Raw genomic sequence first — 25,397 nt, forward strand, 5'->3', positions numbered from 1 at the left:
GCAGGGGGGACCCTGTGGGAGAGTAGGACGCCGCCGAACAATTCTTCAGAAGAACCCCCATCCGGGTCCCGGATGGGGGTTCTTCGCATTTCCGGGCCGATGTCGGACACCACCGCACCCCGACCCCTCCGGGACCCCTCCCGAACGACCCCCGCCGAGTGGCTGGTCCACCGTCAATATGCCGCTAAAACCGCCTGATCAGCGCACTGATCAGCGGAAAATCGCGTCGCACGCCGTAGTCTCGAAGGCAGGGGGAACAGGTGTCCGGGGGTGTTCTCCGGGCCGGGTCGGATCAAGAATGGTGCTCATGGGACGAGGCAGGCTGCGCATCTACCTCGGGGCGGCCCCCGGGGTCGGCAAGACGTACGCCATGCTCGCCGAGGCGCACCGGCGGCAGGAGCGGGGCACGGACGTGGTGGTCGCGTTCGTGGAGGACCACGGCCGCCGGCGGACCGCGGACATGGTCGCGGGGCTGGAGGTCGTGCTGCGGCAGCAGGTGGTGCACCGCGGTGCCCGGTTCTCCGAGATGGACCTGGACGCCGTCCTGGCGCGCCGCCCGCAGGTGGCCCTGGTGGACGAGCTGGCCCACACCAACGTCCCCGGCTGCCGCAACGAGAAGCGCTGGCAGGACGTCGAGGAGCTGCTGGCGGCCGGGATCGACGTGATCTCCACCGTCAACGTGCAGCACCTGGAGTCGCTGGGCGACGCCGTCGAGGGCATCACCGGGGTGCGCCAGCGCGAGGCCGTCCCGGACGAGGTGGTCCGGCGGGCGGACCAGATCGAGCTGGTGGACATGTCCCCGCAGGCGCTGCGGCGCCGGCTGGCGCACGGCAACGTGTACGCGCCGGAGAAGATCGACGCCGCCCTCGCCAACTACTTCCGCCCGGGCAACCTGACCGCGCTGCGCGAGCTGGCGCTGCTGTGGACCGCGGACCGGGTGGACGAGTACCTCCAGAAGTACCGGGCCGAGCAGGGCATCGAGGGCACCTGGCAGGCCAGGGAGCGGATTGTGGTGGGCCTGACCGGCGGGCCCGAGGGGGCGACGCTGATCCGCCGGGCGGCCCGGATCGCCGCCAGGGTCTCCGGCGGCGAGCTGCTCGCCGTGCACATCTCCCGCTCGGACGGGCTGGTGGGATCCGGCTCGCCGCAGACGCTGATCGAGCAGCGCGCGCTGGTGGAGAGCCTCGGCGGCTCCTTCCACGCCGTCCTCGGCGACGACCCGGCCGGCGGGCTGCTGGACTTCGCCCGGGGCGTGAACGCCACCCAGATCGTGCTGGGCACCAGTCGGCGGCCCGGCTGGCAGTACCTGTACGGGCCGGGCGTCGGCACCGTCGTGACCCGGGAGGCCGGGGACATCGACGTCCACATGGTCACCCACGAGCACGCCGGGCACGGGCGGCGCGGCAAGATACCGGTCCGCCGGATCACCGACCTGGGCCGCACCCGGACGGTCGGCGGCTGGCTGATCGGACTGGTCGGGCCGCCGCTGCTGGCGATCGTGCTGACCGCGATCGGCGGGCTGGGGCTCTCCACCGACATGCTGCTGTTCCTGTCGCTGACGGTGTGCGCGGCGCTGGTCGGCGGGCTGCTGCCGGCGATCGGCTCGGCGCTGGTCGCCTCCTCGGTCCTGAACTACTACTTCACCCCGCCGCTGCACACCTTCACCATCAACGAGCCGCAGAACATCATGGCGGTGGCGATATTCACCATCGTCGGCATATCGGTGGCGTCGGTGGTGGACCTCGCGGCCCGGCGCACCCAGCAGGCCGCCCGCAGCCAGACCGAGGCGCAGACGCTCAGCGCGCTGGCCGGCACGGTGCTGCGCGGCGCGCCCAACGGCGACGGGGTGCTGACCGCGCTGATGGAGCAGGTCCGGGAGACCTTCGGGCAGGAGAGCGCCGCGCTGCTGGAACGGCCGGACCCGCTCTCCGCCTGGGCGCCGGTGGCGACCGCCGGCCCGCGCCCGCCGGAGCGGCCGGAGGAGGCCGACGTGGACGTCCCGGTCGGCGACAGCCTGGCGCTGGTGCTGCGCGGCCGGGTGCTGCCCGGGGCGGACCGGCGCCTGCTCGGGGCGTTCGCCGCCCAGGCCGCCGTGGTGCTGGAGCGCCGCCGGCTGGCCCGGGAGGCCGCCGAGGCCCGCCGGGAGGCCGAGGGCAACCGGATCCGGACGGCTCTGCTGGCCGCCGTCTCGCACGACCTGCGCACCCCGTTGGCGGGCATCAAGGCCTCGGTGAGCTCGCTGCGCTCGGCCGACGTCGACTGGGCCCCGGAGGACGAGGCCGAGCTGCTGGCCGGCATCGAGGCCGGGGCCGACCGGCTGGACCACCTGATCAACAACCTGCTCGACATGAGCCGCCTGCAGACCGGGACCGTCACCCCGCTGATCCAGGAGACCGACCTGGACGAGGTGGTGCCGTTCGCGCTCGGCGGGGTGCCGCTGGAGTCCGTCCGGCTGGAGGTCCCGGAGACGCTGCCGATGGTCCGGGCCGACGGCGGGCTGCTGGAGCGCTCGCTGGCCAACCTGGTGGAGAACGCCGTCAAGTACAGCCCGGACGGGGTCAGGGTGCTGGTCAAGGCCGACGAGCTGCGGCAGCCGGGGCGGCCGGCCCGGGTCGAGCTGCGGATCGTGGACCGCGGCCCGGGGGTGCCCGAGGACGCCAAGGAGCGGATCTTCGCTCCGTTCCAGCGCTACGGGGACGCGCCGCGCGGCGCCGGGGTGGGCCTCGGACTCGCGGTGGCGCGCGGCTTCGTCGAGGCGATGGACGGTACCGTCACCGCCGAGGACACCCCGGGCGGCGGACTCACCATGGTCGTCAGCCTGCCCGTGGTCGAACGGCCGCCCGAACCGGGGGAGCGGGGCGGCGAGGGTGGCGGCCCGCTCCCGGACCTGATCACCTGAGAACCGGCGGCGCACCGGCCGGGCCGTCGCTCCTCCGGGGGCCGGCGCGCCTCCCGGGCCGTACGCCGCACAGCACGTCGCACGTCGCACCGAACGTCGTAGAGCAGCCCCCAGTCCGTAAGTCAGACAGCCCTGAAAGGCGGAGCCCGTAAATGACCCGGGTCCTCGTCGTGGACGACGAACCGCAGATCGTCCGCGCGCTGGTGATCAACCTCAAGGCCCGCAAGTACGAGGTGGACGCGGCCCATGACGGCGCGAGCGCCCTGGAGCTGGCCGCGGCCCGCCATCCGGACGTGGTCGTCCTCGACCTGGGCCTGCCCGACATGGACGGGGTCGAGGTGATCCGCGGCCTGCGCGGCTGGACCCGGGTGCCGATCATCGTGCTGTCGGCCCGGCACGCCTCGGACGAGAAGGTCGAGGCGCTGGACGCGGGCGCCGACGACTACGTCACCAAGCCGTTCGGCATGGACGAGCTGCTCGCCCGGATGCGGGCCGCCGTGCGGCGGGCCGAGCCGGTGGCCGGGGAGGCCGACTCGCTGGTCGTCACCGAGTCCTTCACCGTCGACCTCGCGGCCAAGAAGGTCAACCGGGACGGCGCCGACGTACGCCTCACGCCGACCGAGTGGCACCTGCTGGAGGTACTGGTCCGCAACGCCGGGCGGCTGGTCAGCCAGACCCAGCTGCTCCAGGAGGTCTGGGGCCCGGCCTACCGCACCGAGACCAACTACCTGCGGGTCTACCTCGCCCAGCTGCGCCGCAAGCTGGAGCGCGACCCCTCGCACCCGCGGCACTTCATCACCGAACCGGGCATGGGGTACCGCTTCGAGAGCTGACCGTGACCGCCCCCGGCGGCCGTGCGGCCTGCCGCCGGGGGGCCGGAACCCGGTACCCTTCCGACATGAGTGGTGACAACAGCAGCGGCCCGCCGCAGGGGCGGTTCCGCCGCATGCTCAGCCGGCTGACCTCCTCGGCCGAGGAACTGGACGCCGAGGAGCTGCGTCAGGAGATCGCCGCGGAGTCCGGCTGCACGCCGATCGCCGGCTGCGGGGACCGCGAGCTGGTCACCGTCGCGGGCACGCTGCGCACGGTGACGCTCCGCCCGAGGGCGGGGGTGCCCGCCCTGGAGGCCGAACTCTTCGACGGTACCGAGGCGCTGGACGTGGTCTGGCTCGGCCGCCGCTCGATCGCCGGGATAGAGCCCGGCCGCCGGCTGGTCGCCAGCGGCCGGATCAGTCACGCACGCGGGCGCCGCGTGCTGTTCAACCCCCGCTATGAGCTGCGTCCGGTCGGACACGGGAGCGAATGAGCGTGAGCAACCAGCCCGGCGGCGAGGCCGCCGCCCAGCTCGACCTGGCGGTCGACCCCGCGGACGCGGAGGCCGCCCGCAGGGCCGCCTCCAAGGAGGCGGCCGACACCGTGCTCCAGGCCTTCGGCGGCGTGCGCGGCATGATCGACATGACGCTGCCCGGCCTGGTCTTCATCGTCACCTACAACCTGACCCACCAGGTCAGCACCTCGGCCTGGGCCGCGCTGGGCCTGAGCGCCCTGTTCGTGGTGGCCCGGCTGGCGAAGCGGCAGACCATCCAGCACGCCTTCAGCGGGGTGTTCGGGGTCGCGCTCGGCGCCTGGATCTCGATGAAGAGCGGCAAGGCCGAGGACTTCTACCTGCCCGGCCTGCTCTGGAACGTCGGCTACTGCGTCGCCCTGGCGACCTCCGCCCTGGCGCGCTGGCCGATGATCGGGGTGATGCTCGGCCCGATCACCGGCGAGATGTTCACCTGGCGCAAGGAGAACCCGGGCCGGCTGGCCGCCTACACCAAGGCGACCTGGGCCTGGGTGCTGATCATGGGCGCCAAGCCGGTGATCCTCTTCCCGCTGTACTTCACCCACAACGTCAACCTGCTGGGCTGGCTGAAGGTCGCCCTCGGCATCCCGCCGCTGCTGCTGGCGATGTACGTGACCTGGCAGATCCTGCTGAAGGCGCCGCCGCCGATCAAGGCGCAGCTGGACGAGGAGGAGGAGCCGGCGAAGTAGCCGCCTCCCGCCCGTCCCGAACGACGGAGAAGGGCCCGTACCCCGAGGGGTGCGGGCCCTTCTCCGTGTCGCGCGCTCCGGGGCTACTGGGCGCCCGAGATGGCCGAGAGGAGCTCTTCCAGCTCCTCCTCGCGCTCCTGCGCGGCGACGAAGAGCAGTTCGTCGCCGCCCTCCAGGGTGTCGTCCTTGCCCGGCACCAGCACCCTGCCCTCGCGGATGATGGTCACCAGCGCGGTGTCCTGCGGCCAGGCCACGTCGCCGACCCGGGTGCCGACCAGCTCGGTGTCGGAGGCCAGGGTCAGCTCGACCAGGTTGGCGTTGCCCTGGCTGAAGCGCATCAGGCGGACCAGGTCGCCGACGCTGACCGCCTCCTCGACCAGCGCGGACATCAGCCGCGGGGTGGAGACGGCGACGTCCACGCCCCAGGACTCGTTGAAGAGCCACTCGTTCTTGGGGTTGTTCACCCGGGCGACCACCCGCGGCACCGCGTACTCGGTCTTGGCGAGCAGCGAGACGACCAGGTTGACCTTGTCGTCACCGGTCGCGGCGATCACCACGTGGCAGCGCTGGAGCGCGGCTTCGTCCAGCGAGGTGATCTCGCAGGCGTCGGCCAGCAGCCACTCCGCCATCGGGACCCGCTCCACCGAGATGGAGTTCGGGTTCTTGTCTATCAGCAGGACCTCGTGGCCGTTCTCCAGCAGCTCGCCCGCGATCGAGCGGCCCACGGCTCCGGCCCCGGCAATGGCGACCCGCATCAGTGACCCTCCTCCTTCGGCCCCTGCGCGAACGCGGCCTCGACGGCCGTCAGGTCGGCCCGGCGCAGCATCACGTGCACCAGGTCGCCCTCCTGCACCACCATCTGCGGCGAGGGGAGCACCCCCTCGCCGAGCCGGGTGACGAACGCCACCCGGGTGCCGGAGGCCTCCTCCAGCTCGCCGATCCGGTGGCCGATCCAGCGCGGGTCGTACGCGACCTCGGCGAGCTGGACGCCACCGCTCGGGTCCTGCCACAGCGGCTCGGCGCCGCTCGGCAGCAGCCGGCGCAGCATCTGGTCGGCGGTCCAGCGGACCGTCGCCACGGTGGGGATGCCCAGGCGCTGGTACACCTCGGCGCGGCGGGGGTCGTAGATCCGGGCGGCGACGTTCTCGACGCCGAAGTTCTCCCGGGCCACCCGTGCGGCGATGATGTTGGAGTTGTCACCGCTGGAGACCGCGGCGAAGGCGCCGGCCTCCTCGATGCCCGCCTCGCGCAGGGTGTCCTGGTCGAAGCCGACGCCGGTCACCCGGCGCCCGTTGAAGCCGGCGCCCAGCCGACGGAACGCGGTCGGGTCCTGGTCGACCACGGCCACCGAGTGGCCCTGTTTCTCCAGGGCTCTGGCGAGGGCGGAGCCCACGCGGCCGCAGCCCATGATGACGATGTGCACCGGCGCTTACCTCACCCGTCCCGAAGGGGTCTTGACCTGCGCAAACACCGTTCAGCTCCGTTTCCCGCCCGGTCGTCCGGGACGAGGTTCCTCGTGGGGGCGCCGACCCGGCAACGCTCGACAACCAGAGTGTTGCCCGCCGACTCGTATCCGACACGCTAGCCGGTCCACCGAACGCAGTCGCGACGAAGGGGGGGACAAACGGCGGAGCCTTGACCGGGGAGCCCCTACGATTCCTTAACGTGCCTATGCCGACTGACCTTCCGAAACGCATCCTGATCGGGCGCGCCCTACGCAGCGACAAGCTGGGCGAGACGCTTCTGCCCAAGCGGCTCGCGCTGCCCGTGTTCGCCTCGGACGCGCTCTCCTCGGTCGCGTACGCCCCCGAGGAGATCCTGCTCACCCTCTCCATCGCGGGCGCCTCGGCGATCCACTTCTCCTGGCAGATCGGCGTCGTCGTGGCGATCGTGATGCTCGCCGTGGTCGCCTCGTACCGGCAGAACGTCCACGCCTACCCCAGCGGCGGCGGCGACTACGAGGTCGCGACCGTCAACCACGGGCCGGCCGCCGGTCTGGTGGTCGCCAGCGCGCTGATGGTCGACTACGTGCTCACCGTGGCCGTGTCGACCACCTCGGGCGTCGCCAACGTCGTCTCCGCGGTGCCCTCGCTGCGCGGTCACGAGGCGGTCCTGTCGGTGGTCGTGGTCGTCCTGCTGATGGGCATGAACCTGCGCGGTGTGCGCGAGTCCGGAAGCGCCTTCGCCGTTCCCACCTACGCCTTCATGGTCGGCGTGATCGGGATGGTCGGCTACGGCGTCTTCCGGCACTTCGCGCTCGGCCAGGACATGCCCGCGGAGAGCTCCGGGTTCCACCTCGCCGCCACCCCCGGCAACGACTCGCTGACCGGCTTCGCGATGGTGTTCCTGCTGCTGAAGTCCTTCTCCTCCGGCTGTGCCGCGCTGACCGGTGTGGAGGCGATCTCCAACGGCGTGCCGGCCTTCCGCAAGCCGAAGAGCAAGAACGCCGCCACCACGCTGCTGATGATGGCGAGCATCGCCGTCGTGATGTTCATGGGCATCATCTGGCTGGCCCGGCTGACCGGTGTCCAGATGGCCGAGAACCCGGCCGAGCAGCTCGTCGGCTCCTCGCCCGGCTACCACCAGAAGACCGCGCTGGCGCAGATCAGCGAGGCCGTGTTCAACAACTTCACGCCCGGCTTCTACTTCGTCGCCGGCGTCACCGGCCTGATCCTGGTGCTCGCCGCCAACACCGCCTTCAACGGCTTCCCGGTGCTCGGCTCGATCCTCGCCCAGGACCGCTACCTGCCGCGCCAGCTGCACACCCGCGGCGACCGGCTGGCCTTCTCCAACGGCATCATCCTGCTGGCGATCGCCGCGATCCTGCTGATCCTCGCCTTCGACGCCGACCCGACCCGGCTGATCCAGCTCTACATCGTCGGCGTCTTCGTCGCCTTCAACATGAGCCAGTCCGGCATGATCCGGCACTGGACCCGGCTGCTGCGCACCGAGACCGACCCGGCCAAGCGCCGCCACATGCAGCGCAGCCGGGCGATCAACGCCTTCGGCCTGGTGATGACCATGGCCGTGCTGATCGTCGTACTGGTCACCAAGATCGGCCACGCCTGGATCGCGATCGCCGCGATGGCCGTGCTGTTCGTGATGATGAAGGGCATCCGGCGCCACTACGACCGGGTCTCCGACGAGCTCATCGCCGCCGAGGAGCCGGACGACGTGGTGCTGCCCACCCGGGTGCACGCCATCGTGCTGGTCTCCAAGCTGCACAAGCCGGCGCTGCGCGCCCTGGCGTACGCCCGGCTGGCCCGGGCCCACACGCTGGAGGCGGTCACGGTCAACGTCGACCCGGCGGACACCGCGGCGCTGCGGCGGGAGTGGGACGAGCGCGGCATCGAGGTGCCGCTCAAGGTGCTGGACTCGCCGTACCGCGAGATCACCGGGCCGGTCCTGGACTACGTGAAGAACCTGCGGCGCAGCAGCCCGCGGGACGTGGTCTCGGTCTACATCCCGGAGTACGTGGTCGGCCACTGGTACGAGCACCTGCTGCACAACCAGAGCGCGCTGCGGCTCAAGGGGCGGCTGCTGTTCAAGCCCGGTGTGATGGTCACCTCGGTACCGTGGCAGCTGGAGTCCTCCGAGCGACGCAAGCCGCAGAAGGCCTGGTCGGCGCCGGGCGCCGTCCGGCGTGGCGAGCCTCGGGCGCCGAAGGCCGTAAAGTCGAAGGATTCCGTCTCCACCGGTACGAACGCCGGTGACAGCCCCGACCGCAGCAAGGACTCCTCCCAGTGACCCGCAACACTCCGCCCCGTTCCTCGGGCTCCTCCGGCGCCTCCGGCAAGGGCGCCCGCCGGGGCGGCTCCAAGCCCGGTCAGGTCTCCCGGCCGCGTTGGGGCCGGCCGTCCCGTCCGGAGGCCACCGACCGCGACGGCCTCACCGCGAGCACCGCGCCGTTCGTCCCGGGCGAGCGGGAGGACCGGGGGCCCGCCGAGCCGGTGGCCGGGAAGGGCTCCGCGGCGAAGGGCGCCGCGGCCAAGGGCTCCGTCAAGGGATCCGGTAAGGACGCGCCCAAGGGTGCGGGCAAGGACGCCGGCCAGGGTGCGCCGAAGGGCGCCGCCGGGGCCGACCGGAAGGCGCCGCGCAAGCAGGCGGTGCGGCCGCCCAAGGCGCTGCGCACCGCCGCCGCGCGGCCCTCGCGGCCCGAGGCGCCGTCCGGGGAGCCGCTGGTCGGGCAGCGCTACGAGGTCGAGGTCGGCCCGGTCGCGCACGGCGGCGGGCACTGCGTGGCCCGGCACGAGGGCCGGGTGCTGTTCGTGCGGCACGCGCTGCCCGGTGAGAGGGTCGTCGCGCTGGTGACCGACGGGACCACCACCTCGCGGTTCCTGCGGGCCGACGCGGTGGAGGTGCTGGAGCCCTCCAAGGACCGGATCGAGGCGCCGTGCCCGTTCGCCGGTCCGGGCAAGTGCGGCGGCTGTGACTGGCAGCACGTCACCCCCGGCGGGCAGCGCAAGCTCAAGGCGGCGGTGCTGACCGAGCAGCTGGCCAAGCTGGCCGGGCTCACCCCGGCCGAGGCCGGCTGGGACGGCAGCGTCGAGCCGGTCGGCGGCAAGCTGCCGGCCGGGCAGGTGCCGGCCTGGCGCACCCGGGTGCAGTACACGGTGGACGCCGAGACCGGCAAGGTCGGCCTGCGCAAGTACCGCTCGCACGAGGTGCAGCCGGTGGACCGCTGCCTGATCGCCGCCGAGGGCGTCACCGAGCTGGGCGTCGAGACCCGGGACTGGCCGGGCGTGGCGAGCGTCGAGGTGATCGCCGCGACCGGCTCCTCCGACCGCCAGGTGGTGCTCACCCCGCGCGACGGTGCCCAGCTGCCGCTGGTCGAGCTGGACAAGCCGGTGTCGATCGCCCGGGTGGACGAGCAGGGCGACGTGCACAAGGTGCACGGGCGCGGCTTCGTCCGCGAGCGGGCCGCCGGGCGGACCTGGCGGATCAGCGACGGCGGCTTCTGGCAGATCCACCCGGAGGCGCCGGACACCCTGGTCGACGCGGTGCTGGACGGGCTGGACCCGCAGTGGGGCGAGAGCGCGCTCGACCTGTACTGCGGAGTCGGCCTGTTCGCGGGCGCGCTGGCCGACCGGGTCGGCGAGGACGGCGCGGTGCTCGGCATCGAGTCCGCCAAGCAGGCCGTGGTCGACGCCCGGCACAACCTGGCCGCGCTGGACAACGTTCAGATCGAGTGCGACCGGGTCGAGACGCTGCTGCCGCGCACCGGCATCACCGCCACCGACCTGATCGTGCTGGACCCGCCGCGCTCGGGCGCCGGCCGCGAGACCGTCGCCCACCTGGTCGGCCTGGAGGCGCGCCGGATCGCGTACGTGGCCTGCGACCCGGCGGCGCTCGCCCGGGACCTGAAGTTCTTCCGCGAGGGCGGCTACCGGCCGGTGTCGCTGCGGGCCTTCGACCTGTTCCCGATGACGCACCACTTCGAGTGCGTGGCGATCCTGGAGCCGGCCGGGGAGTGATCCCGGGCGCCGGGAAGGCACGGCAGGAGGCGGTCACCCGTTCGGGGTGGCCGCCTCCGCCGCGTCCAGGGGCCGGCTACTCGTTGTGCTCCTCCTCGTCGACGCTGTGCGGGAGGTCGATGCCGTGCTGGGCGGCGAGCCGCAGGAGCGAGGCGACCCGGCCCTCGTACGCCTGGACGCCGTCGGCGTCCCCTTCGGCCCGGGCCGCCGCGAGGTCCCGGCGGGCCTGGGCGAGCTGCTCGCGCAGCTCCTGATCGAACATGGCTGTCATCGGTCGGCCTCCGCACCGGTCGGTGCCCGCTCGGGGGAACGCAGGGGGGTTTCAGCGTCCCGGACGGTGGGTCGGTCTTCAAGTCCCGCTCCGCCTGGTGGCGGCACGGCGGTGGTGGGCGGGGTCCGGAGCGGGGCGGAGGACAGGTGTGGACGCGACCGGAGCAGGGCGGAAGGTCAGGCGTCGGCAATGCGCGGGTAAAAGATGGTGCGCGGAGTGCCGTCGGGTCCCGGGAGGGGGCTTGACGAGGCAAATCGCCGGGGCGAAGGTGAGCAGCTGACATGTGATGTGTGCTGTTGCACCGCCCTTGGCGGCAGCCGCCCCGCGCCGTCGGCCGGGGCCGGCCGATGCGTGAGGGGGAGCGTCATGGAGTTGGAGCTGCGGCACCTGCGCGTGGTGTGCGCCATCGCCGACACCGGGAGCGTCGGCCGGGCCGCCGCCCTGCTCGGCGCCTCGCAGCCGGCGACCAGCACCCAGCTGCGCCGGATCGAACGCCACCTGGGCGCCCCGCTGTTCGAACGCACCGCCGCCGGTGTCGCGCCGACCGGCTTCGGGGTGGAGGTGCTGGCCGCCGCCCGGGAACTGCTCACCCGCGCCGACTGCCTGGGCCGCCGTGCGGAGGCTTCGGCCGGGCCCGCCCCGCGTGAGCTGCGGCTGGCGGCCACCAACGCCCCGATCCTGCCCGGGCTGGTCACCAGGGCCCGGCACCAGCGGCCCGGGCAGCGCTTCACCGTGACATCGGTCTACCGCTCCTCGGACATCGTCGAGCTGCTGGAGCGGGGCGAGGCGGACGTCGCGGTGGCCGTGGACTACCCGGGCCGGGAGCTGTGCCACTCGCCGTCCGTCGCGCACCGCGGCATCGTCACCGAACCGGTCTTCGTCGCGCTGCCGGCCGGCCACCGGCTGCGGCACCGCACCGAGGTGGCCCTGGCGGACCTCGCGGAGGAGGAGTGGTTCCTGACCCCCGACGACGGGGCCGGCTGGCACGGCGTCTTCCACGGGGCCTGCGCCGCGGCGGGGTTCGCCCCGGCGACCGTCCACGAGTTCCTCGGCGGCCGGCTGGAGCTCCAGGAGATGATCGCCGCCGGGCTCGGCATCTCCGTCGTCCAGGCCACCACCCGGCCGCTCGCCGAGGTGGTGGTCAAGCCGCTGGCGGGGACGCCGATCTGGGTCCGGCAGCTGCTGGTCTGGCGGCCGGCCGGGGTGGGCGGGGAGGTGGTGGAGACGCTGTTCGGGGCGGCCGCCGCGGCGTACCGGGACCTGATCGCGGCCGCGCCGAGCTTCCAGGCGTGGGCCGCGCGGACGTACCGGTCGTAGCGGCAGTGGGCGGGGGTCCGTGTTATGGCCGGGCCGGGAAATGTCATATGACCTGTGACATTGTTCTGACCTTCCGTCGCTGGCAGGATCATGACGCGTTCCCCCAACGTCTCGGCAGTCCTCCCAGCGCCTCCCCCACAGGAGAAGGACCCCACCAGTGCGCCCACGGATACCCCTCCCCACCCTGCTGGCCGGCCTCGTGGCCGGCTGCTGCGCCGCCGCCACGCTGCTGCCGGCCACGGCGTCAGCCGCCTCCGCCGCCTCGGCCGCCTCCGGTGCTTCCGCCGCTCCCGCCCGGCCCGCGGCCGGTGCTCCGACGGCCGACCCGGGCTCCGTCCAGCCGAAGCCGCTCGGCGCCTTCCTCACCGTCGACCCGGCCGCCCAGGCCCGTGCCGCCGAGGACCTCGCCCCCGTCGCCAAGCCGCTGCCCCCGGCGCTGCTCGGCCAGGTCGTGATGGGCCAGCCGGCCGACACCGTCGTGCAGACCGCGCCGCGCCCGGCCGAGCCGAAGGCGCCCCCGGCCAAGCCGGCCCTCGCCGCCCGCGGCGCCGCCGGAGCGGCCGCCGCGCAGAGCTGCACCCCGGCCGACTTCGGCAGCCGCAGCGGCGCCGACCTGGTCTCCTTCATCGAGGGCTCGACCACGGACTGCGTCAACACGCTGTTCAACGTCACCGGTACCGACGCGGGCAGCATCTTCAAGGAATCGAAGATGCTCACCGTCGCCGACGCCTTCCGGACCATGGCGGCCGGCTACGCCGGCGACAACTCGACCGCCATCCTGCAGCTCGTGCTCTTCCAGCGGGCCGGCTGGTTCGTGCAGTCGAACAACGCGGACGCGGTGGGCCCGTACGGCGCGGCCCTGACCAGCGGCTCCAAGGCCGCCCTCGACGCGTTCTTCGCCGCCCCGCACCGCACCGACGTCAGCGACGCCAACGGCACCGTGCTCAACGAGGTGCTGGTGCTCACCGACAGCGCCAACCTCCAGGGCAGCTACCTGGGCGTCTACAAGCAGGTGCTGACGGCGTACGACAACTCGTACAACGCCTTCCCGAAGATGCTCAAGGCGGTCAACGCGGTGCTCTCCGCGCCGCTGTGGCGGGGCAACTGGAACCCCGACTTCGTCAGCGCGGTCGGCGCCGACCCGAGCATCGGCGCCACCCTCGGCGACTTCGCGCTGAACCACAAGGACCTCCTCGGCACGGCCAACGCCTACCTGGACGTCAACGCGGGCAACGACCTCGGCCGGATGGCCGGCGACGGCCCGGTGGTCGAGGCCGCGGTCAAGGGCAAGGTCAAGGCGGTCCTCGACGGCGCGCAGATCACCGGCGCCACCGGCCCGCTGTACGTCCACACCGCCTACCAGGCCAACAGCTTCGACCCCGGCCAGTGCTCGTACTACGGCATCTGCGACCTGCCGGCGAAGCTGACCGCCGCGGTGCTGCCGAACCAGCTGGTGTGCGACAACCGCACCATCCAGACCGAGGTCCTGTCGCCCGCCGACCTGGCCGCGGTCTGCGCCAGCCTGCGCGGCGAGGACACCTTCTTCCACAAGCTGGTGAAGGACAACGGTCCGATCCCCGGTCAGTACGACAAGGAGCTCACCCTCGCGGTCTTCGCCAACCAGGCGGACTACCTGACCTACTCCTGGGCGATCTTCAACAACTCCACCGACAACGGCGGACAGACCGTCATGGACCCGACCGACCCGAACAACCGGGCCGTGTGCGTGATGTACCAGAAGTCCTGGAACGACGGCTTCACCGCCAACGTGTGGAACCTCAACCACGAGTACACCCACTACCTGGACAACATCTACGACCTCAAGGGCAACTTCTCCACCGAGATCTCCGTCCCGGACATCTGGTGGATCGAGGGCGTCGCCGAGTACGAGTCCTACGCCTACCGCGGCACCACCGACACCCAGGCGATGGCCGAGGCCGCCAAGCACACCTACAAGCTGAGCACCCTCTTCCAGAACACGTACGGCAACTCGGACACCGTGCGCACCTACCCGTGGGGCTACCTGGCCGTCCGGTACATGTTCGAGAAGCACCCGGCGGACATCGACGCCATGCTCGCCCACTTCCGCACCGGCGACTACCAGGGCGGCTACGCGGTCTACAACGGCATCGGCACCCGCTACGACGCCGACTTCGACGCCTGGCTCGACACCTGCGCCGGCGGTGCCTGCCTCGCGGCCGGCCCGACCGCGCTGTTCGGCCAGTCGGTCTCCGGCGCGACCGTCACGCTGACCGACAAGTCCGTCCAGACCGGCGCCGGCCGGCTCACCGCCTGGCACTGGACCTTCGGCGACGGCAGCTCCTCCGACCAGCAGAACCCGACCCACACCTACGCGGCCGCCGGCACCTACACCGTCGCGCTGACCGTCACCGACGACACCGGCAGGACCGCCAGCACCCCGGCCTCCGTCGCCGTGACCACGGGCGGCGGCGGTGGCCCGACCACCCCGCCGGCCTGCACCGACCCGCGCACCGACGCGCTCGGCAAGAACTGCTCGCGCGCCAACCTGTCGGCCACCGCCGGCAACCTGGACTACCTGTACGTCTACCTGCCGGCCGGCACCAGCACCCTGAAGATCACCACCTCCGGGGGCACCGGCACCGCGTACCTGTACTACAGCGACAGCACCTGGGCCTCGCCGAGCGCCTACACCGCCGCCTCCACCAACGCGGGCACCACCCAGAGCATCACGGTGACCAACCCGACGGCGGGCTACCGCTACGTGAGCCTCTACGCGAAGAGCGACTTCAGCGGGGTGACCGTCAGCACCCAGTTCTGATCCGCCCCCTTCCGGCGCGGGCCGGGTCCGTGGCAGCCAGCCGCGGGCCCGGCCGTCCGGCGTTCCGGCGCCTCGGCGGCGGCCCGTCCGGCGTTCCGGCGGCTGCCGTCCGGCGCCGCGGTGACGGCCGGGTTGCGCGGGGGCGTGCGGCAGGTGTGCGGGCGGTGTGCGCACGCCCTTGTTGTGCTAGCACTTGAGCGCTAGCTTGAACGGCATGGGTAAGAAGCAGCTGAACGTGCGGGTCGACGCCACGACCGCCGAGATGGCCCGGGAACGGGCGGAGCAGCAGGGGATCTCCATGAACCAGTACATCGAGCGCCTGGTCCAACAGGACATGGGCGAGTCAGGGCGGGCCTTCGTGGACGCGGCCGCGCAGTTCATGAAGGAGTACGAGTCGGCCTTCCTCGCCGAGTTCGGGGAGCCCGGCGACCTCCAGGACGTGCGCCGTTGAAGCTGGAGGTCGACCTCTCGTGGCTGCTCATGACCGCCGAGCAGTACACGCCCGGTGATCCGCAGGTCACCGACTACGGCTCGTTGCTCGCGGCGGTCACCCGCCACCAGGCCGAGATATTCGACATCTCGGTCTACCCCGAACCACAGGACCGCGCCGCCGCGCTGATGCACCAGCTGATCCGGGTGCCGGCACTGGAGAAGACCAACGAACTCTTCGCGACCGCCGTCGCCTACGCCTACCTCGTCGCCAGCGGCTGCACCGTCGCCACCACCGCCCGCGAGGTGCGCAGCCTCTCCCGGGCCATCCGCGAGGGGCGGCTCGGGGTGTCGGGCGTCGCCGAGCGGCTCGCGGCCTGGGTGGTGGACGAGGCGGAGGGGGAGGAGGTCAGCGGGGCGGACGACGAGGACGAGGACGACGACTGACCGGCGCCGTCCCCGGTCCTTTTCCTGTCGGGGCCTTCCGGGCCGGGGCCGGTGGGCGGCCCGTTACGCGGGGGGCTCCTGCCGGGCGGAGGGTTCCTGCCGCGTGGCAGGCGCCTGCCGGGCGGGGGCTCCTACTGAGCGGCGGGCTCCTGCTGGGCGGCGGGCTCCGCGATCAGGGCCGTCGCGAAGGTGCGGAAGCCGGCCCGGCGGTAGATCCGGGCGACGTCCTCGTCGGCGGCGGACAGGAACACCGTCCGCACCCCGTTCGCCCGGGCGTGCTCGACCAGGGCCGCGGTGACCGCCAGGCCCAGCCCGCGACGGCGCGCGGACGGGAGCGTGCCCACCCCGGCCACCTCGGTGACCGGGCCCACCGGGTTGTGCTGGCCCGCGCACAGGACCGTGCCGTCCTCGACGGCCGCGGCCAGCACGGTGGTGCCGGTGGCGATCCGCCGGGCGATCCGCTCCGCCGTGCCGTCGGCCGCCAACGTCGCCGCGCGCTCGGCGAGTTCGGCCGCGCCGGCCGGGCCGACAGCGGTGCCCGGCTCGGCGAAGGCCAGGTGCGGGACGGCGACGGCGGCCGCCAGCTCCGGGGCGTCCGGTGCCAGCACCCGGACCTCCACCCGCTCCGGCAGCTCGGGCGCCGGGGCCGCCTCGTCCTGCGGGCCCAGCACCAGCAGCGGGTGCTCGTGCACCGTCAGGCCCGCAGCCTCGACCGCCGCGCGCAGCTCCGGGTTCTGCTCGGCCACCCACTCGAAGGCCTCCGGCGCGCCCGCCTCCCGCTGCCGCTCCAGCACCCGGCGGACGTCCTCGGCGGTGGCGGCGGGGCCGGTGTGGCCGAGGGTCGGGCGGGCGTAGTAGGGCCAGCCGGCCCCGTCGCGGAGGAACAGGGTCAGCGGCCCGAAGTCCTCGGTGCGGGCGGCGCTGCGGGGCACGGCGTCGTAGTAGCGCTCGATCTCGTCGAGCAGGGGGCGGTCGTGGGCATGATCATCAGGGGTCACGGCGTGCATCCAAGCAGGGGCGGGGGAGGGGCGCCACCGGTTTGTCGGGGCGGGCCGCGGCTCCTCCGGGCTCGGCGCCGCCCGCGCGTCGCCGTTCCGGGGGCCGATTGTTGCCGAACGCTTACCCGCCCGCAGCGATCTTGTGCGGCCACGGCGTGCATGCTGAAGGCTTTACAGCTCTGCCGAGGGGGACGGCGGACGTCTGCACGAGGCGAGGCAAGGGGGAAGACAGGCCGATGAGGCTCTGCTTTCTGGTGGAGGAACACTACCGGCACGACGGCATGCCGCTCGACGTGGCACGCCAACTCACCGCGTGGGGGCACCGGGTGGACGTGCTGCGCCCCGGGGACTCGCTGCTGGCGATCTCCGAGGAGGTCCGGGCCGGCAGCCACGACGCCTGGGTGCTCAAGACCGTGTCCGGCGGCCCCGGGCTGACCCTGCTGGAGTCGGCCGCCGCCGTCGGCCTCACCACGGTGAACGACGTGCGCTCGATCCGGGGGGTCCGGGACAAGGCGCTGGCCGCGGTCATCGGCCGCACCCGCGGCCTGCCCGTCCCGGTGACGTACGCGGCCGCGCGCTGGGAGCGGCTGGCGGAGATCCCGGCCGCCGAGTACCCGCTGGTGGTCAAGCCCGCCGACGGCAGCTCCGGGCGCGCCGTGCGGCTGGTGCGCAGCCCCGAGCAGCTGCTGGAGGTGGGTCCGGAGCTGGCGGGGGAGGGGCTGCTGATCGCGCAGCCGTACGTGCCCAACTCCGGGACCGACCTCAAGGTGTACTGCGTCGACGGCGAGCTCTTCGCGACGGAACGTTCCTCCCCGCTGCACCCCGGGCAGGGCGTGCGCGAGCGGCAGGTGCCGCTGCCGGGGAGCGTCGCGCGGATCGTGGCGCAGGTCGGCGAGGTGTTCGGGCTGGACCTGTACGGGGTGGACGTGCTGCTGGGGCCGGACGGACCGGTGGTGGTGGACGTCAACGACTTCCCGAGCTTCCGGCAGGTGCCGGACGCGGTGGCCCGGGTCGCCCGCGCGGTGCTGCGGCTCGCGCGCAGCGGCACGGCCGTGTCGCTGCCCGCCGGGCCCGCCGAACTGGTGCCCGCGGGCGGCGACCCGTACGGCCAACGGGGCTTCGGTGAGGGGGAGTTGCTGTGAAGGTCGGGCTGATCACCGGCGACCCGGGGCACCCGGTGCTGGCGGCGGCCGCCGAACTGCTGGTGCGCCGGGGGCACGAGGTCGCGGCCGTCCCGCCCGCGGGGCCCGTGACCGGGCTCGCGGACGTCTACCTGCTCAAGGCCCGCACGCCGCAGGCGCTGGCGCTGGCGGGGGAGTTGGAGCGGCGGGGCGCGCCGGTGGTCAACTCGGCGGCGGCCACCGGGCTGTGCCAGGACCGGGTGCGGATGGCCGAGCTCGCCCGCGCCGCCGGGCTGCCCTTCGCGGCCACCGACGCGGTCGGCCTGCTGGGTGAACTCGCCGACCCGGCCTACCCGTTCGTGGTCAAGAGCCGGCACAGCAGGCGGCACGACCTGGTCGCCCGGGTGGACGGGCCGGACCGGCTGCGCGAACTCGCCGAGCGCTGGCCCGAGGAGCCGGTCGTCACCCAGCCGTTCGTCCCGGGGACCGGCTGGGACCAGAAGCTGTGGGTCGTCGACGGACAGGTGTTCGCGGCCCGGCGGCAGTCCGAACTCGCCACCGGCACGGGGAAGTCGGGGCGGGCGGAGGACTGGGAGCCGTCCGCCGGGCGGGCGGCGCTCGCGCTGCGCGTGGGCGAGGTGTTCGGGCTCGACGTGTACGGGGTCGACCTGCTCGACGGGCCCGCCGAGCCGGTCATCGTGGACGTCAACGCCTTCCCGGGGGTCCGGGGCCGGGCCGGCGCGCCGGAGGCGCTCGTGGCGCTGGCGCTGCGGGTCGGGGCGGAGCGGGGGCGGGGGCGCTCGCTCGCGGGGCTCGGGCTCGGGAGGGACGCGGGGTAGAGCCGACCCGGGCCGATGGCCTGGGGCGTCCGGCCCGCCGGGGTCGTTAGGCTGGCTGGCGCCCCGACCGGCCGGGGCGTACGGCGAGAGAAGACGGAACCTTGCTCCAGGACATCGAGCGCTACCTGGCCTGCCCGCACTGCGCGCAGGCCCTCACCCGGCACGACCGCAGCCTGCGCTGCCCGGCCGGGCACAGCTTCGACCTCGCCAAGCAGGGCTACGTCAGCCTCCTCGCCGGCGACGCCCACACCGGCACCGGGGACACCGCCGAGATGGTCGCGGCCCGCGCGGACTTCCTCGCCGCCGGGCACTACCGGCCGATCGCCGAGGCGCTGGCGGAGGCCGCCGCCGCCGTCGCCGGTGCCTCCGACGGCCTGGTCGCCGACCTCGGCGCCGGCACCGGCCACTACCTGGCGCACGTCCTGGACGCCCTGCCCGGCACGGTCGGCGCGGCCCTGGACATCTCCAAGTTCGCGCTGCGCCGGGCCGCCAAGGCGCACCCCCGGATCGGCGCCGTGGTGTGCGACGCCTGGCGCCCGCTGCCGCTGCGGGACGCCTCGGCCGAGCTGATGCTCAACGTCTTCGCACCGCGCAACGGGCCGGAGATCCGCCGGGTGCTGCGCCCCGGCGGCACCCTGCTGCTGGTCTCGCCGACCGCCCGCCACCTGCGTGAACTCGTCGGCGCGCTGGGGCTGTTGTCGGTGGACGAGGAGAAGCAGCGGCGGATCGACGAGAAGCTCGGGCCGTACCTGGAGCCCGCCGGGCGGCGCGAGGTCGAGTTCACCCTGCGGCTCGGCCCGCAGGACGTGCGCACCGTCGTCGGCATGGGGCCGAGTGCCTGGCACACCGACCCGGAACGGCTCGCCGCCGCGCTCGCGGAACTGCCGGAGCCGGTCGAGGTGACGGCCTCGGTGACGGTGGCCGCGTACCGGCGCTGAGCCCCACGTTGGGATGAATCTGCCGCGCAGGCACGTTTCTGCCGGTCGGCCTGCGGCTAACGTCCGACAGGTGAACCGCGACGCCACCGTGCCCGCAGGGCCGTCCCACCTCCGACCGGGCGCCCCGGGGCCCGACCGGCCGCCCGTGCCGCGACCCACCGTCGAGGAGCTCCGACTCACCTCGTTCAAGTCCTACCGGCGCGCGGTGCTGCCGCTCGCGCCCCTCACCGTGCTGCACGGGCCCGCCGGCGTCGGCAAGTCCAACGCCCTCGACGCGCTGGCCGTGCTGTCCCGGCTCGCCCTCGGCGAGGAGATCGCCGACTCGCTGGACGGACTGCCCGAGCGCACCGGCCCGCTCGCCGCACCCGTCCGCGGCGGCCTCGACGGGTGCGTCCCGCACGGGCGGCACGCGATCAACCTCGGCTGCACCGTCCGCTCGCCGCACGGCCTGATCCGGCTCGACGTGGTGGTCCGCACCGACGGCCCGGTCCGGATCGCCCGGGAGTCGCTCACCCTCGACGGCCGGACCCTGATGGACACCGGCGAGCAGGACGTCCGCAACCGGCGGGTCAACGTCTGCTGGCACAACGACACCCGCCAGGGCGACATCCGGGCACCGTTCCCCAGCGGCACGATGATCACCGCACAGCTGCCGCTGCGGGTCGCGGGCTCCTCGGCCGGGGAGTGCCTCGTCCTCGCCGCCACCGAGGACCTGCTCACTGCGCTGCGCGAGGTCTTCCCGCTGCACCCCGTCCCCGCGCTGATGCGCGGCTGGGCCCGGGCCGACCCACAGGCCCGGCTGCGCAGCAACGCCGCCAACATCTCCGCCGTCGTCGCCCGGCTGAGCAACGAGTGCCCGCGCCGGTACGGGCAGCTGCTGCGCGCCGTGCAGGCCGCCGCGCCGCACCCGCTGCTCGGGCTCACCCTGGCCGAGCGCGAGAGCGCGGGCGTGAAGCGGGTCCTCGCCGTCTTCGACGAGGGCGTCCTCGGACGCACCGGGGCCGACCAGGCCTCCGACGGCATGCTGCGCCACCTCGCCTTCGCCGCGGTGCTGCTGACCGGGGCCGGGGTGCTCGACCTCGACGTGGCCGCCGAGGTGCCCTGGGCGCACCGGCAGCTCACCGTGCTGGCCGAGGACCTGGGGGCGGGGCTCTCCGCCGAGCAGACCGGCACGCTGCTGCGGCTGGCGCGGGAGATGGCGGAGCGCAGCCAGCTGCGGGTGGTCGCGGCCCTGCAGGAGCCGGCGGCGGCGCGGGAGGTGCTGGGTTGCGGGCCCGGGGGCGGGGTGGTGCTGGTCGAGTGCCGGCGGGACCCGGACTCGGGGTTCACGGTGCTGCGGCCGGAGACGGCGCGGGTGCCGGTCCAGGGCGGGCGCGGGGAGGCGGCCGCGGGCGCGGCTGGTGCGGTGGACGGGGAGGCGGCCGCGGAAGCGGCCGGGGAGGCGGTCGGCCTGGGGGCGGAAGCGGGCGGGGGCGGGTCGGAGGAGCCGGCGGGGTCGGCGGGGGTGGCCGGATTCGCGGGGGGCGGCGGGGTGTCCTCGGTGGGCGGTGGGGCGGCGGGCCGGGATGCGGTAGACCTGGAGGGGTGAGCGAACGAGTGACGGGGCCGGCAGAGCCCACGGTGGATGTCCTGCGGCGGCGGTTGGTGGACTTCGCGTCGGCCCGGCGGTGGGAGCCCTTCCACACCCCGAAGAACCTGGCGGCGGCGCTGAGCGTGGAGGCGGGGGAGCTGCTGGAGATCTTCCAGTGGCTGACGCCCGAGCAGGCGGCCGCGGTGATGTCCGACCCGGAGCGCGCGCACCGGGTGCACGACGAGGTCGCGGACGTGCTGGCGTACCTGCTGCAGTTCTGCACGGCGGTCGGGGTGGATCCGCTGGAGGCCCTGGCGGCCAAGATCGAGCGGAACGAGCTCCGCTTCCCGGTGCCGACGGACGCGGGCGACGCCGGCCAGGAGGCGAGTGAGGCCGCCGGGAGTGTGGCCCGCGCGCCCGAGAGGGCGACCTCCGTCAACCCGGACGTGGACGACCAACCCGTGTGAGGGACGAAAGTTATCCACAACCCCGGACTTGTCCACAGCTTCTGACAACGTGGATGCGCGCTCGCGCACTTCCTCGCACGCTTTCGCCGTGACCAGCCGTCACCACGTGGACCGCCCCTCCCGGCGGCCCGGGTCGACGGCGACAGCGAGCGGGAGGAGCGGTGGCCATGGAGGCGCTGCGACTGATCAAGACGGCCCGGTACGCCCTGGCCGAGGCCAGGCACGTACCGGACGTGCTGGCCGAGGCGCGGCAGGCCGCGCTGCTCACCGAGGCGGTGGGCGCCAGGCTGGCGGAGTCGGAGGACGAGGATCTCACCGGGCTGGGGCAGCAGCTGTCCGAGGCCGGGGCGCACGCGGCGGTCTGCCTGGACCGCTCCGTCGTCCGGGCCGCCCTGGTGAGCGGCGGCCGGGCCGCGCGGCTCACCGACCTGGGGGACTTGGCGCCGGCCCTGGGGGCGCTGGACGGGCTGCTCCAGGAGGTCGGCGAGACGCTGGTGGTGCTGGCCTGCGGGGCGGACACCGAGAGCCTCTACTGGACGTGCATCGACGGCGTGGACGCGGTCTCGGAGTGCAAGGACCTGACGGTACGGCTGCGTGCGGCGGCGCTCCGGGCCGGGGCGGCGGAGCCCGCCGCGCTCGGCGGTGCGGAGCGGGAACGCGAGCGGGCGGGTGGCGGGGCGCCGTTGCTGGTGGTCCGGCTCGGCCCTCCGGGCGAGACCGGTCCGCCGGGCGGTGACGGTGGCGGTGCGGCGAGCGGCAGCCCGCCCTCCGGCGGCGGCCCGCCCGGTGCGGGCGGGCCGGCCGAGGAGGACCGGGTGGTCGGCTACCGGGCGCCCGGTGCGTCCGAGGCCTCGGACGCACCGGAGGTGTCCGTGCCGGTCGGATAGGCGGTGGAGTCGGCGCCCCCGGGGACGGAGCCCTGGAGTTCGGCGAGGTCCGCGCTGACGGAGGCGAGCAGTTCCTGCATCTGCTCCAGCAGGCTCTTGGGGGTGGCGGGTCCGGCCGAGGTGCCGTCGGCCGAGCCCGTCGGGCTGCTCGGGAACTGCGGCGTGGCAGATGGTTCGGACATTGCGGGACCTCTTCGGATCGGTGGTGCGGTGTAGGGCGGCCGACGGTGGCTCGGACCGCACGGCGGGAGGCGGCAGTGCCCGCTACCGGGGCACCCACCCCCGCCGTAGCACCCAACGAACCGGTCCGGATGCCGTCACCCGGACACCACCCGATGCGGTCCAACTCCGCTGTGCGGTAAGCCTCCCGGGTGAGCCGGGGTTGCCGTCGCGGCGCCGCCTCGGCTAGGCGCGGCGCGGCCCGGGGAGCCTGAGCGGCGCGGAGCGGGGGCGTGAGCGGCGATGCGGAGCGCGGCGCGGTCGAGCGCGCTCGGAAAGGAGCCGGGGATGATTCGGAGACGAGCAGGAGACGAACCGGAGACTGGCCGGGGGAGAACCCACCCCTTGCCACTCTCAACGTATAGCGCATGGGGGGTCTTGCGGCAAGGCCCCCGTGGTGGCGCACAATCGCAGGCCTCAGATCGGAGCTGATGCCATGAACAGCCGCACCACCAGCGCGTTCGACCTTCCCGCCCGCCTCGTCGCCAAGGCCGACCCGGCGCTGATCGGCGAGGACGAGCGGCACTTCGCGGCCGTCGCGGAGAGCCTGGAGCAGTCGATCGCGGAGCTGTCCGACCGCCTCGACGCGCTGCGCCGCGCGCCGGGCGGCCTCGGCCGGGAGGCGATGGACCGGGACATCGAGGTGCACAAGCTGACCGGTCGGCTGCGCGCCCTGCGCCGCTTCGGCCTGGACCTGTGCCTCGGGCGGGTCGTCCACGCGGACGACCCGGAGCCGGTGTACATCGGGCGGCTCGGCCTCACCGACAGTGAGGGGCGCCGACTGCTGGTCGACTGGCGCTCGCCCGCTGCCGAGCCGTTCTTCGGGGCCACCCACGCCGACCCGATGGGCCTGGTGAGCCGGCGCCGGTACCGCTGGACCGGCGGCCGGATCGGCGACTACTGGGACGAGGTGTTCAGCGCCGAGGCCCTGGAGGGGCACGCCGCGCTGGACGACCAGTCCGCGTTCATCGCGAGCCTGGGCGGCAACCGGTCGGCCCGGATGCGGGACGTGCTGGCCACCATCCAGGCCGACCAGGACGCGATCATCCGGGCGGGGTCCCGGGGCGCCCTGGTGGTGGACGGCGGCCCCGGCACCGGGAAGACGGTCGTCGCGCTGCACCGCTCCGCGTACCTGCTCTACTCCGACCCCCGGCTCGGCCACCGGCGCGGCGGCGTGCTGTTCGTCGGCCCGCACCAGCCGTACCTGGCCTACGTCGCCGACGTCCTGCCCAGCCTCGGTGAGGAGGGGGTGCGCACCTGCACCGTGCGGGACCTCGTCGCCGAGGGGGCGAAGGCCGGGGCCGAGAGCGACCCCGAGACGGCCCGGCTGAAGTCCTCGGCCGACATGGTGAGGGCGATCGAGAAGGCCGTCCGGTTCTACGAGGAGCCGCCCGCCGAGGGGATGGAGGTCACCACCCACTGGGCCGACCTCTGGCTGAGCGCCGAGGAGTGGTCCGACGCGTTCGCCGCGCCGGACCCGGGCACCCCGCACAACGAGGCCCGCGAGCAGATCTGGGAGGAGCTGGCCACGATCCTGATGGACAAGCTGGACGAGGACGCGGGGGTCTCGCCCGAGCTGTTCCGCCGGTCGCTGCGGCAGGACCGGGAGCTGGCCGAGACGCTCAACCGGGCCTGGCCGCTGATCGACGCGGCCGACCTGGTCGGCGACCTCTGGTCGGTGCCCGCCTACCTGCGGATGTGCGCGCCCTGGCTCGTCCCCGAGGAGGTTCGCAGGCTCCAGCGCAAGGACGCGCCCCAGGCCTGGACGGTGTCCGACCTGCCGCTGCTGGACGCGGCCCGGCAGCGGCTCGGCGATCCGGAGGCGGACCGGCGCCGGCGCCGTCGGGAGGCCGCGGCCGCCGCCGAGCGCGCGCGGATGGCCGACGTCATCGGCGACCTGCTGCAGGCCGACGACGACGGCGAGGGCGCGGTGACGATGCTGCGCGGGCGCGACCTCCAGGACACCCTGGTCGACGAGACGGCCCTGCCCGGCGCCGACCCGGAGCCGCTCGCCGGGCCGTTCGCGCACATCGTGGTGGACGAGGCCCAGGAGCTGACCGACGCGGAGTGGCAGATGCTGCTGCTGCGCTGCCCGTCCCGGAGCTTCACCATCGTCGGGGACCGGGCGCAGGCCAGGCACGGGTTCACGGAGTCCTGGCAGGAGCGGCTGGAACGGATCGGGCTCGACCGGAGCACGGTGGCCTCGCTGAGCATCAACTACCGGACGCCGGAGGAGGTCATGGCCGAGGCCGAGCCCGCGATCCGGGCCGCGCTGCCGGACGCCAACGTGCCGACCTCCGTCCGCAGCAGCGGCATCCCCGTTGTGCACGGGTCGGTGGCGGAGCTGGACGCCGTCCTGGACGGCTGGCTCGCCGAGCACGCCGAGGGGGTCGCCTGTGTGATCGGTGCCCCCGGCTTCGAGGCGCGGCCGCGGGTCCGGTCGCTGACCCCGGAGCTGTCCAAGGGGCTGGAGTTCGACCTGGTCGTGCTGGTCGACCCGGAGGCATTCGGCGGGGGTGTCGAGGGGGCAGTCGACCGCTACGTCGCGATGACCAGGGCCACCCAGCGGCTGGTGGTCCTCAGGAGCGTGTGAAGCGTCAAGCGTCAAGCGTCGGAAGAGACGGCGAAGAGACGGCGAAGGGAGCGGGGTGCGGACGGAGGGAGCGGAGGGGCTGGAACGCGCGTCG

At 73.8% G+C, this 25,397-nt stretch carries 22 protein-coding genes; 17 read left to right on the forward strand and 5 right to left on the reverse strand.

The features are described from left to right. Window positions 1-307: 307 nt before the first annotated feature. The 4 genes from ACFCY1_RS35395 (at window position 308) to ACFCY1_RS35410 (ending at window position 4,933) form a co-directional block, all read left to right on the forward strand. Complete coding sequence (locus tag ACFCY1_RS35395; protein ID WP_375877222.1) at window positions 308-2,899, forward strand: ATP-binding protein; 2,592 nt, start codon at window positions 308-310, stop codon at window positions 2,897-2,899. Between the two features lie 152 nt (window positions 2,900-3,051). Next, window positions 3,052-3,732 carry a response regulator gene (locus ACFCY1_RS35400; RefSeq protein ID WP_049657530.1) on the forward strand — a complete coding sequence of 227 codons (681 nt, stop codon included), beginning with the start codon at window positions 3,052-3,054 and terminating at the stop codon, window positions 3,730-3,732. A 65-nt stretch (window positions 3,733-3,797) separates the two neighbouring features. Then, window positions 3,798-4,205 (forward strand): OB-fold nucleic acid binding domain-containing protein, encoded by a 408-nt coding sequence (locus ACFCY1_RS35405; RefSeq protein ID WP_049657528.1) that lies wholly within the window; start codon window positions 3,798-3,800, stop codon window positions 4,203-4,205. Window positions 4,206-4,207: 2 nt separating this feature from the next. Beyond that, window positions 4,208-4,933, forward strand: coding sequence for a DUF3159 domain-containing protein (locus ACFCY1_RS35410; RefSeq protein ID WP_234348601.1), 726 nt, complete (start codon window positions 4,208-4,210; stop codon window positions 4,931-4,933). Window positions 4,934-5,016: 83 nt separating this feature from the next. Here the strand turns inward: ACFCY1_RS35410 and ACFCY1_RS35415 are convergent, their stop codons facing one another. Beyond that, on the reverse strand, window positions 5,017-5,688 hold the full coding sequence (locus ACFCY1_RS35415) for a TrkA family potassium uptake protein (protein ID WP_049657526.1): 672 nt from the start codon (window positions 5,686-5,688) through the stop codon (window positions 5,017-5,019). Beyond that, window positions 5,688-6,356, reverse strand: coding sequence for a TrkA family potassium uptake protein (locus ACFCY1_RS35420; RefSeq protein WP_049657525.1), 669 nt, complete (start codon window positions 6,354-6,356; stop codon window positions 5,688-5,690). Before ACFCY1_RS35420 ends, ACFCY1_RS35415 begins: the two co-directional genes overlap by 1 nt. 248 nt (window positions 6,357-6,604) lie before the next feature. On the opposite strand from ACFCY1_RS35420, the gene ACFCY1_RS35425 reads away from it, so the two are divergent. Together ACFCY1_RS35425 and ACFCY1_RS35430 are read left to right on the forward strand one after the other, a co-directional pair. Beyond that, the gene (locus tag ACFCY1_RS35425; RefSeq protein WP_049657522.1) at window positions 6,605-8,680 is read left to right on the forward strand and encodes an APC family permease; all 2,076 of its coding nucleotides are present in this window, start codon (window positions 6,605-6,607) and stop codon (window positions 8,678-8,680) included. Window positions 8,681-9,057: 377 nt separating this feature from the next. Further along, window positions 9,058-10,407, forward strand: a complete 1,350-nt coding sequence (locus ACFCY1_RS35430) for a class I SAM-dependent RNA methyltransferase (protein ID WP_375877235.1) — start codon at window positions 9,058-9,060, stop codon at window positions 10,405-10,407. 76 nt (window positions 10,408-10,483) lie between these two features. On the opposite strand, the gene ACFCY1_RS35435 is transcribed toward ACFCY1_RS35430, so the two are convergent. After that, window positions 10,484-10,678: a hypothetical protein gene (locus tag ACFCY1_RS35435; protein WP_143204452.1), complete on the reverse strand. Its 195-nt coding sequence runs from the start codon at window positions 10,676-10,678 to the stop codon at window positions 10,484-10,486. A 366-nt stretch (window positions 10,679-11,044) separates the two neighbouring features. Between ACFCY1_RS35435 and ACFCY1_RS35440 the strand changes: the two genes are divergently transcribed. The 4 genes from ACFCY1_RS35440 to ACFCY1_RS35455 all read left to right on the forward strand — a co-directional run bounded on the left by ACFCY1_RS35440 (window position 11,045) and on the right by ACFCY1_RS35455 (window position 15,671). Continuing rightward, the gene (locus ACFCY1_RS35440) at window positions 11,045-11,995 is read left to right on the forward strand and encodes a LysR family transcriptional regulator (RefSeq protein WP_049659995.1); all 951 of its coding nucleotides are present in this window, start codon (window positions 11,045-11,047) and stop codon (window positions 11,993-11,995) included. Window positions 11,996-12,152: 157 nt separating this feature from the next. Beyond that, on the forward strand, window positions 12,153-14,795 hold the full coding sequence (locus ACFCY1_RS35445) for a collagenase (RefSeq protein ID WP_375877223.1): 2,643 nt from the start codon (window positions 12,153-12,155) through the stop codon (window positions 14,793-14,795). A gap of 214 nt (window positions 14,796-15,009) precedes the next feature. Next, window positions 15,010-15,246, forward strand: coding sequence for a toxin-antitoxin system HicB family antitoxin (locus ACFCY1_RS35450; RefSeq protein ID WP_049659744.1), 237 nt, complete (start codon window positions 15,010-15,012; stop codon window positions 15,244-15,246). Further along, entirely contained in the window at window positions 15,243-15,671 is a 429-nt protein-coding gene (locus tag ACFCY1_RS35455; protein WP_074000663.1) for a fic family toxin-antitoxin system, toxin component, read from the forward strand. Before ACFCY1_RS35450 ends, ACFCY1_RS35455 begins: the two co-directional genes overlap by 4 nt. A gap of 131 nt (window positions 15,672-15,802) precedes the next feature. Here ACFCY1_RS35455 and ACFCY1_RS35460 read toward each other — a convergent pair whose 3' ends face one another. Beyond that, window positions 15,803-16,678, reverse strand: coding sequence for a GNAT family N-acetyltransferase (locus tag ACFCY1_RS35460; protein ID WP_074000664.1), 876 nt, complete (start codon window positions 16,676-16,678; stop codon window positions 15,803-15,805). A 227-nt stretch (window positions 16,679-16,905) separates the two neighbouring features. On the opposite strand from ACFCY1_RS35460, the gene ACFCY1_RS35465 reads away from it, so the two are divergent. From ACFCY1_RS35465 to ACFCY1_RS35490, 6 genes are all read left to right on the forward strand, one after another. Further along, window positions 16,906-17,811 (forward strand): RimK family alpha-L-glutamate ligase, encoded by a 906-nt coding sequence (locus tag ACFCY1_RS35465; protein ID WP_049659122.1) that lies wholly within the window; start codon window positions 16,906-16,908, stop codon window positions 17,809-17,811. After that, complete coding sequence (locus ACFCY1_RS35470) at window positions 17,808-18,629, forward strand: RimK family alpha-L-glutamate ligase (protein WP_375877224.1); 822 nt, start codon at window positions 17,808-17,810, stop codon at window positions 18,627-18,629. Before ACFCY1_RS35465 ends, ACFCY1_RS35470 begins: the two co-directional genes overlap by 4 nt. Window positions 18,630-18,730: 101 nt before the next feature. Beyond that, window positions 18,731-19,567: a putative RNA methyltransferase gene (locus ACFCY1_RS35475; protein ID WP_375877225.1), complete on the forward strand. Its 837-nt coding sequence runs from the start codon at window positions 18,731-18,733 to the stop codon at window positions 19,565-19,567. A gap of 145 nt (window positions 19,568-19,712) precedes the next feature. Beyond that, entirely contained in the window at window positions 19,713-21,155 is a 1,443-nt protein-coding gene (locus ACFCY1_RS35480) for an AAA family ATPase (protein ID WP_375877226.1), read from the forward strand. Window positions 21,156-21,163: 8 nt separating this feature from the next. Beyond that, window positions 21,164-21,604: a nucleotide pyrophosphohydrolase gene (locus ACFCY1_RS35485; protein ID WP_375877236.1), complete on the forward strand. Its 441-nt coding sequence runs from the start codon at window positions 21,164-21,166 to the stop codon at window positions 21,602-21,604. A 167-nt stretch (window positions 21,605-21,771) separates the two neighbouring features. Beyond that, window positions 21,772-22,491: a DUF6099 family protein gene (locus tag ACFCY1_RS35490; RefSeq protein ID WP_074000668.1), complete on the forward strand. Its 720-nt coding sequence runs from the start codon at window positions 21,772-21,774 to the stop codon at window positions 22,489-22,491. On the opposite strand, the gene ACFCY1_RS35495 is transcribed toward ACFCY1_RS35490, so the two are convergent. Next, on the reverse strand, window positions 22,428-22,673 hold the full coding sequence (locus tag ACFCY1_RS35495; RefSeq protein ID WP_049648983.1) for a hypothetical protein: 246 nt from the start codon (window positions 22,671-22,673) through the stop codon (window positions 22,428-22,430). The two genes, ACFCY1_RS35490 and ACFCY1_RS35495, sit on opposite strands and share 64 nt — an antisense overlap. Window positions 22,674-23,146: 473 nt before the next feature. Here ACFCY1_RS35495 and helR point away from each other — a divergent pair, with 473 nt between their 5' ends. After that, a complete protein-coding gene (helR, locus tag ACFCY1_RS35500; RefSeq protein ID WP_375877227.1) occupies window positions 23,147-25,303 on the forward strand; it encodes an RNA polymerase recycling motor ATPase HelR in 2,157 nt (718 codons plus the stop codon). The last annotated feature ends 94 nt before the right edge of the window (window positions 25,304-25,397 follow it).

Source organism: Kitasatospora sp. NPDC056273, from assembly GCF_042268845.1.
Lineage (GTDB): Bacteria > Actinomycetota > Actinomycetes > Streptomycetales > Streptomycetaceae > Kitasatospora.

What these genes read in the sequence shown, in the direction of transcription:
- ACFCY1_RS35460 (WP_074000664.1), bottom strand. Translation starts at nt 16,678, where the DNA reads ATGCACGCCGTGACCCCTGATGATCATGCCCACGACCGCCCCCTGCTC.
- ACFCY1_RS35465 (WP_049659122.1), top strand. Translation starts at nt 16,906, where the DNA reads ATGAGGCTCTGCTTTCTGGTGGAGGAACACTACCGGCACGACGGCATG.
- ACFCY1_RS35450 (WP_049659744.1), top strand. Translation starts at nt 15,010, where the DNA reads ATGGGTAAGAAGCAGCTGAACGTGCGGGTCGACGCCACGACCGCCGAG.
- ACFCY1_RS35425 (WP_049657522.1), top strand. Translation starts at nt 6,605, where the DNA reads ATGCCGACTGACCTTCCGAAACGCATCCTGATCGGGCGCGCCCTACGC.
- ACFCY1_RS35415 (WP_049657526.1), bottom strand. Translation starts at nt 5,688, where the DNA reads ATGCGGGTCGCCATTGCCGGGGCCGGAGCCGTGGGCCGCTCGATCGCG.
- ACFCY1_RS35395 (WP_375877222.1), top strand. Translation starts at nt 308, where the DNA reads ATGGGACGAGGCAGGCTGCGCATCTACCTCGGGGCGGCCCCCGGGGTC.
- ACFCY1_RS35400 (WP_049657530.1), top strand. Translation starts at nt 3,052, where the DNA reads ATGACCCGGGTCCTCGTCGTGGACGACGAACCGCAGATCGTCCGCGCG.
- ACFCY1_RS35490 (WP_074000668.1), top strand. Translation starts at nt 21,772, where the DNA reads ATGGAGGCGCTGCGACTGATCAAGACGGCCCGGTACGCCCTGGCCGAG.
- ACFCY1_RS35495 (WP_049648983.1), bottom strand. Translation starts at nt 22,673, where the DNA reads ATGTCCGAACCATCTGCCACGCCGCAGTTCCCGAGCAGCCCGACGGGC.
- ACFCY1_RS35435 (WP_143204452.1), bottom strand. Translation starts at nt 10,678, where the DNA reads ATGACAGCCATGTTCGATCAGGAGCTGCGCGAGCAGCTCGCCCAGGCC.
- ACFCY1_RS35405 (WP_049657528.1), top strand. Translation starts at nt 3,798, where the DNA reads ATGAGTGGTGACAACAGCAGCGGCCCGCCGCAGGGGCGGTTCCGCCGC.
- ACFCY1_RS35440 (WP_049659995.1), top strand. Translation starts at nt 11,045, where the DNA reads ATGGAGTTGGAGCTGCGGCACCTGCGCGTGGTGTGCGCCATCGCCGAC.
- helR (WP_375877227.1), top strand. Translation starts at nt 23,147, where the DNA reads ATGAACAGCCGCACCACCAGCGCGTTCGACCTTCCCGCCCGCCTCGTC.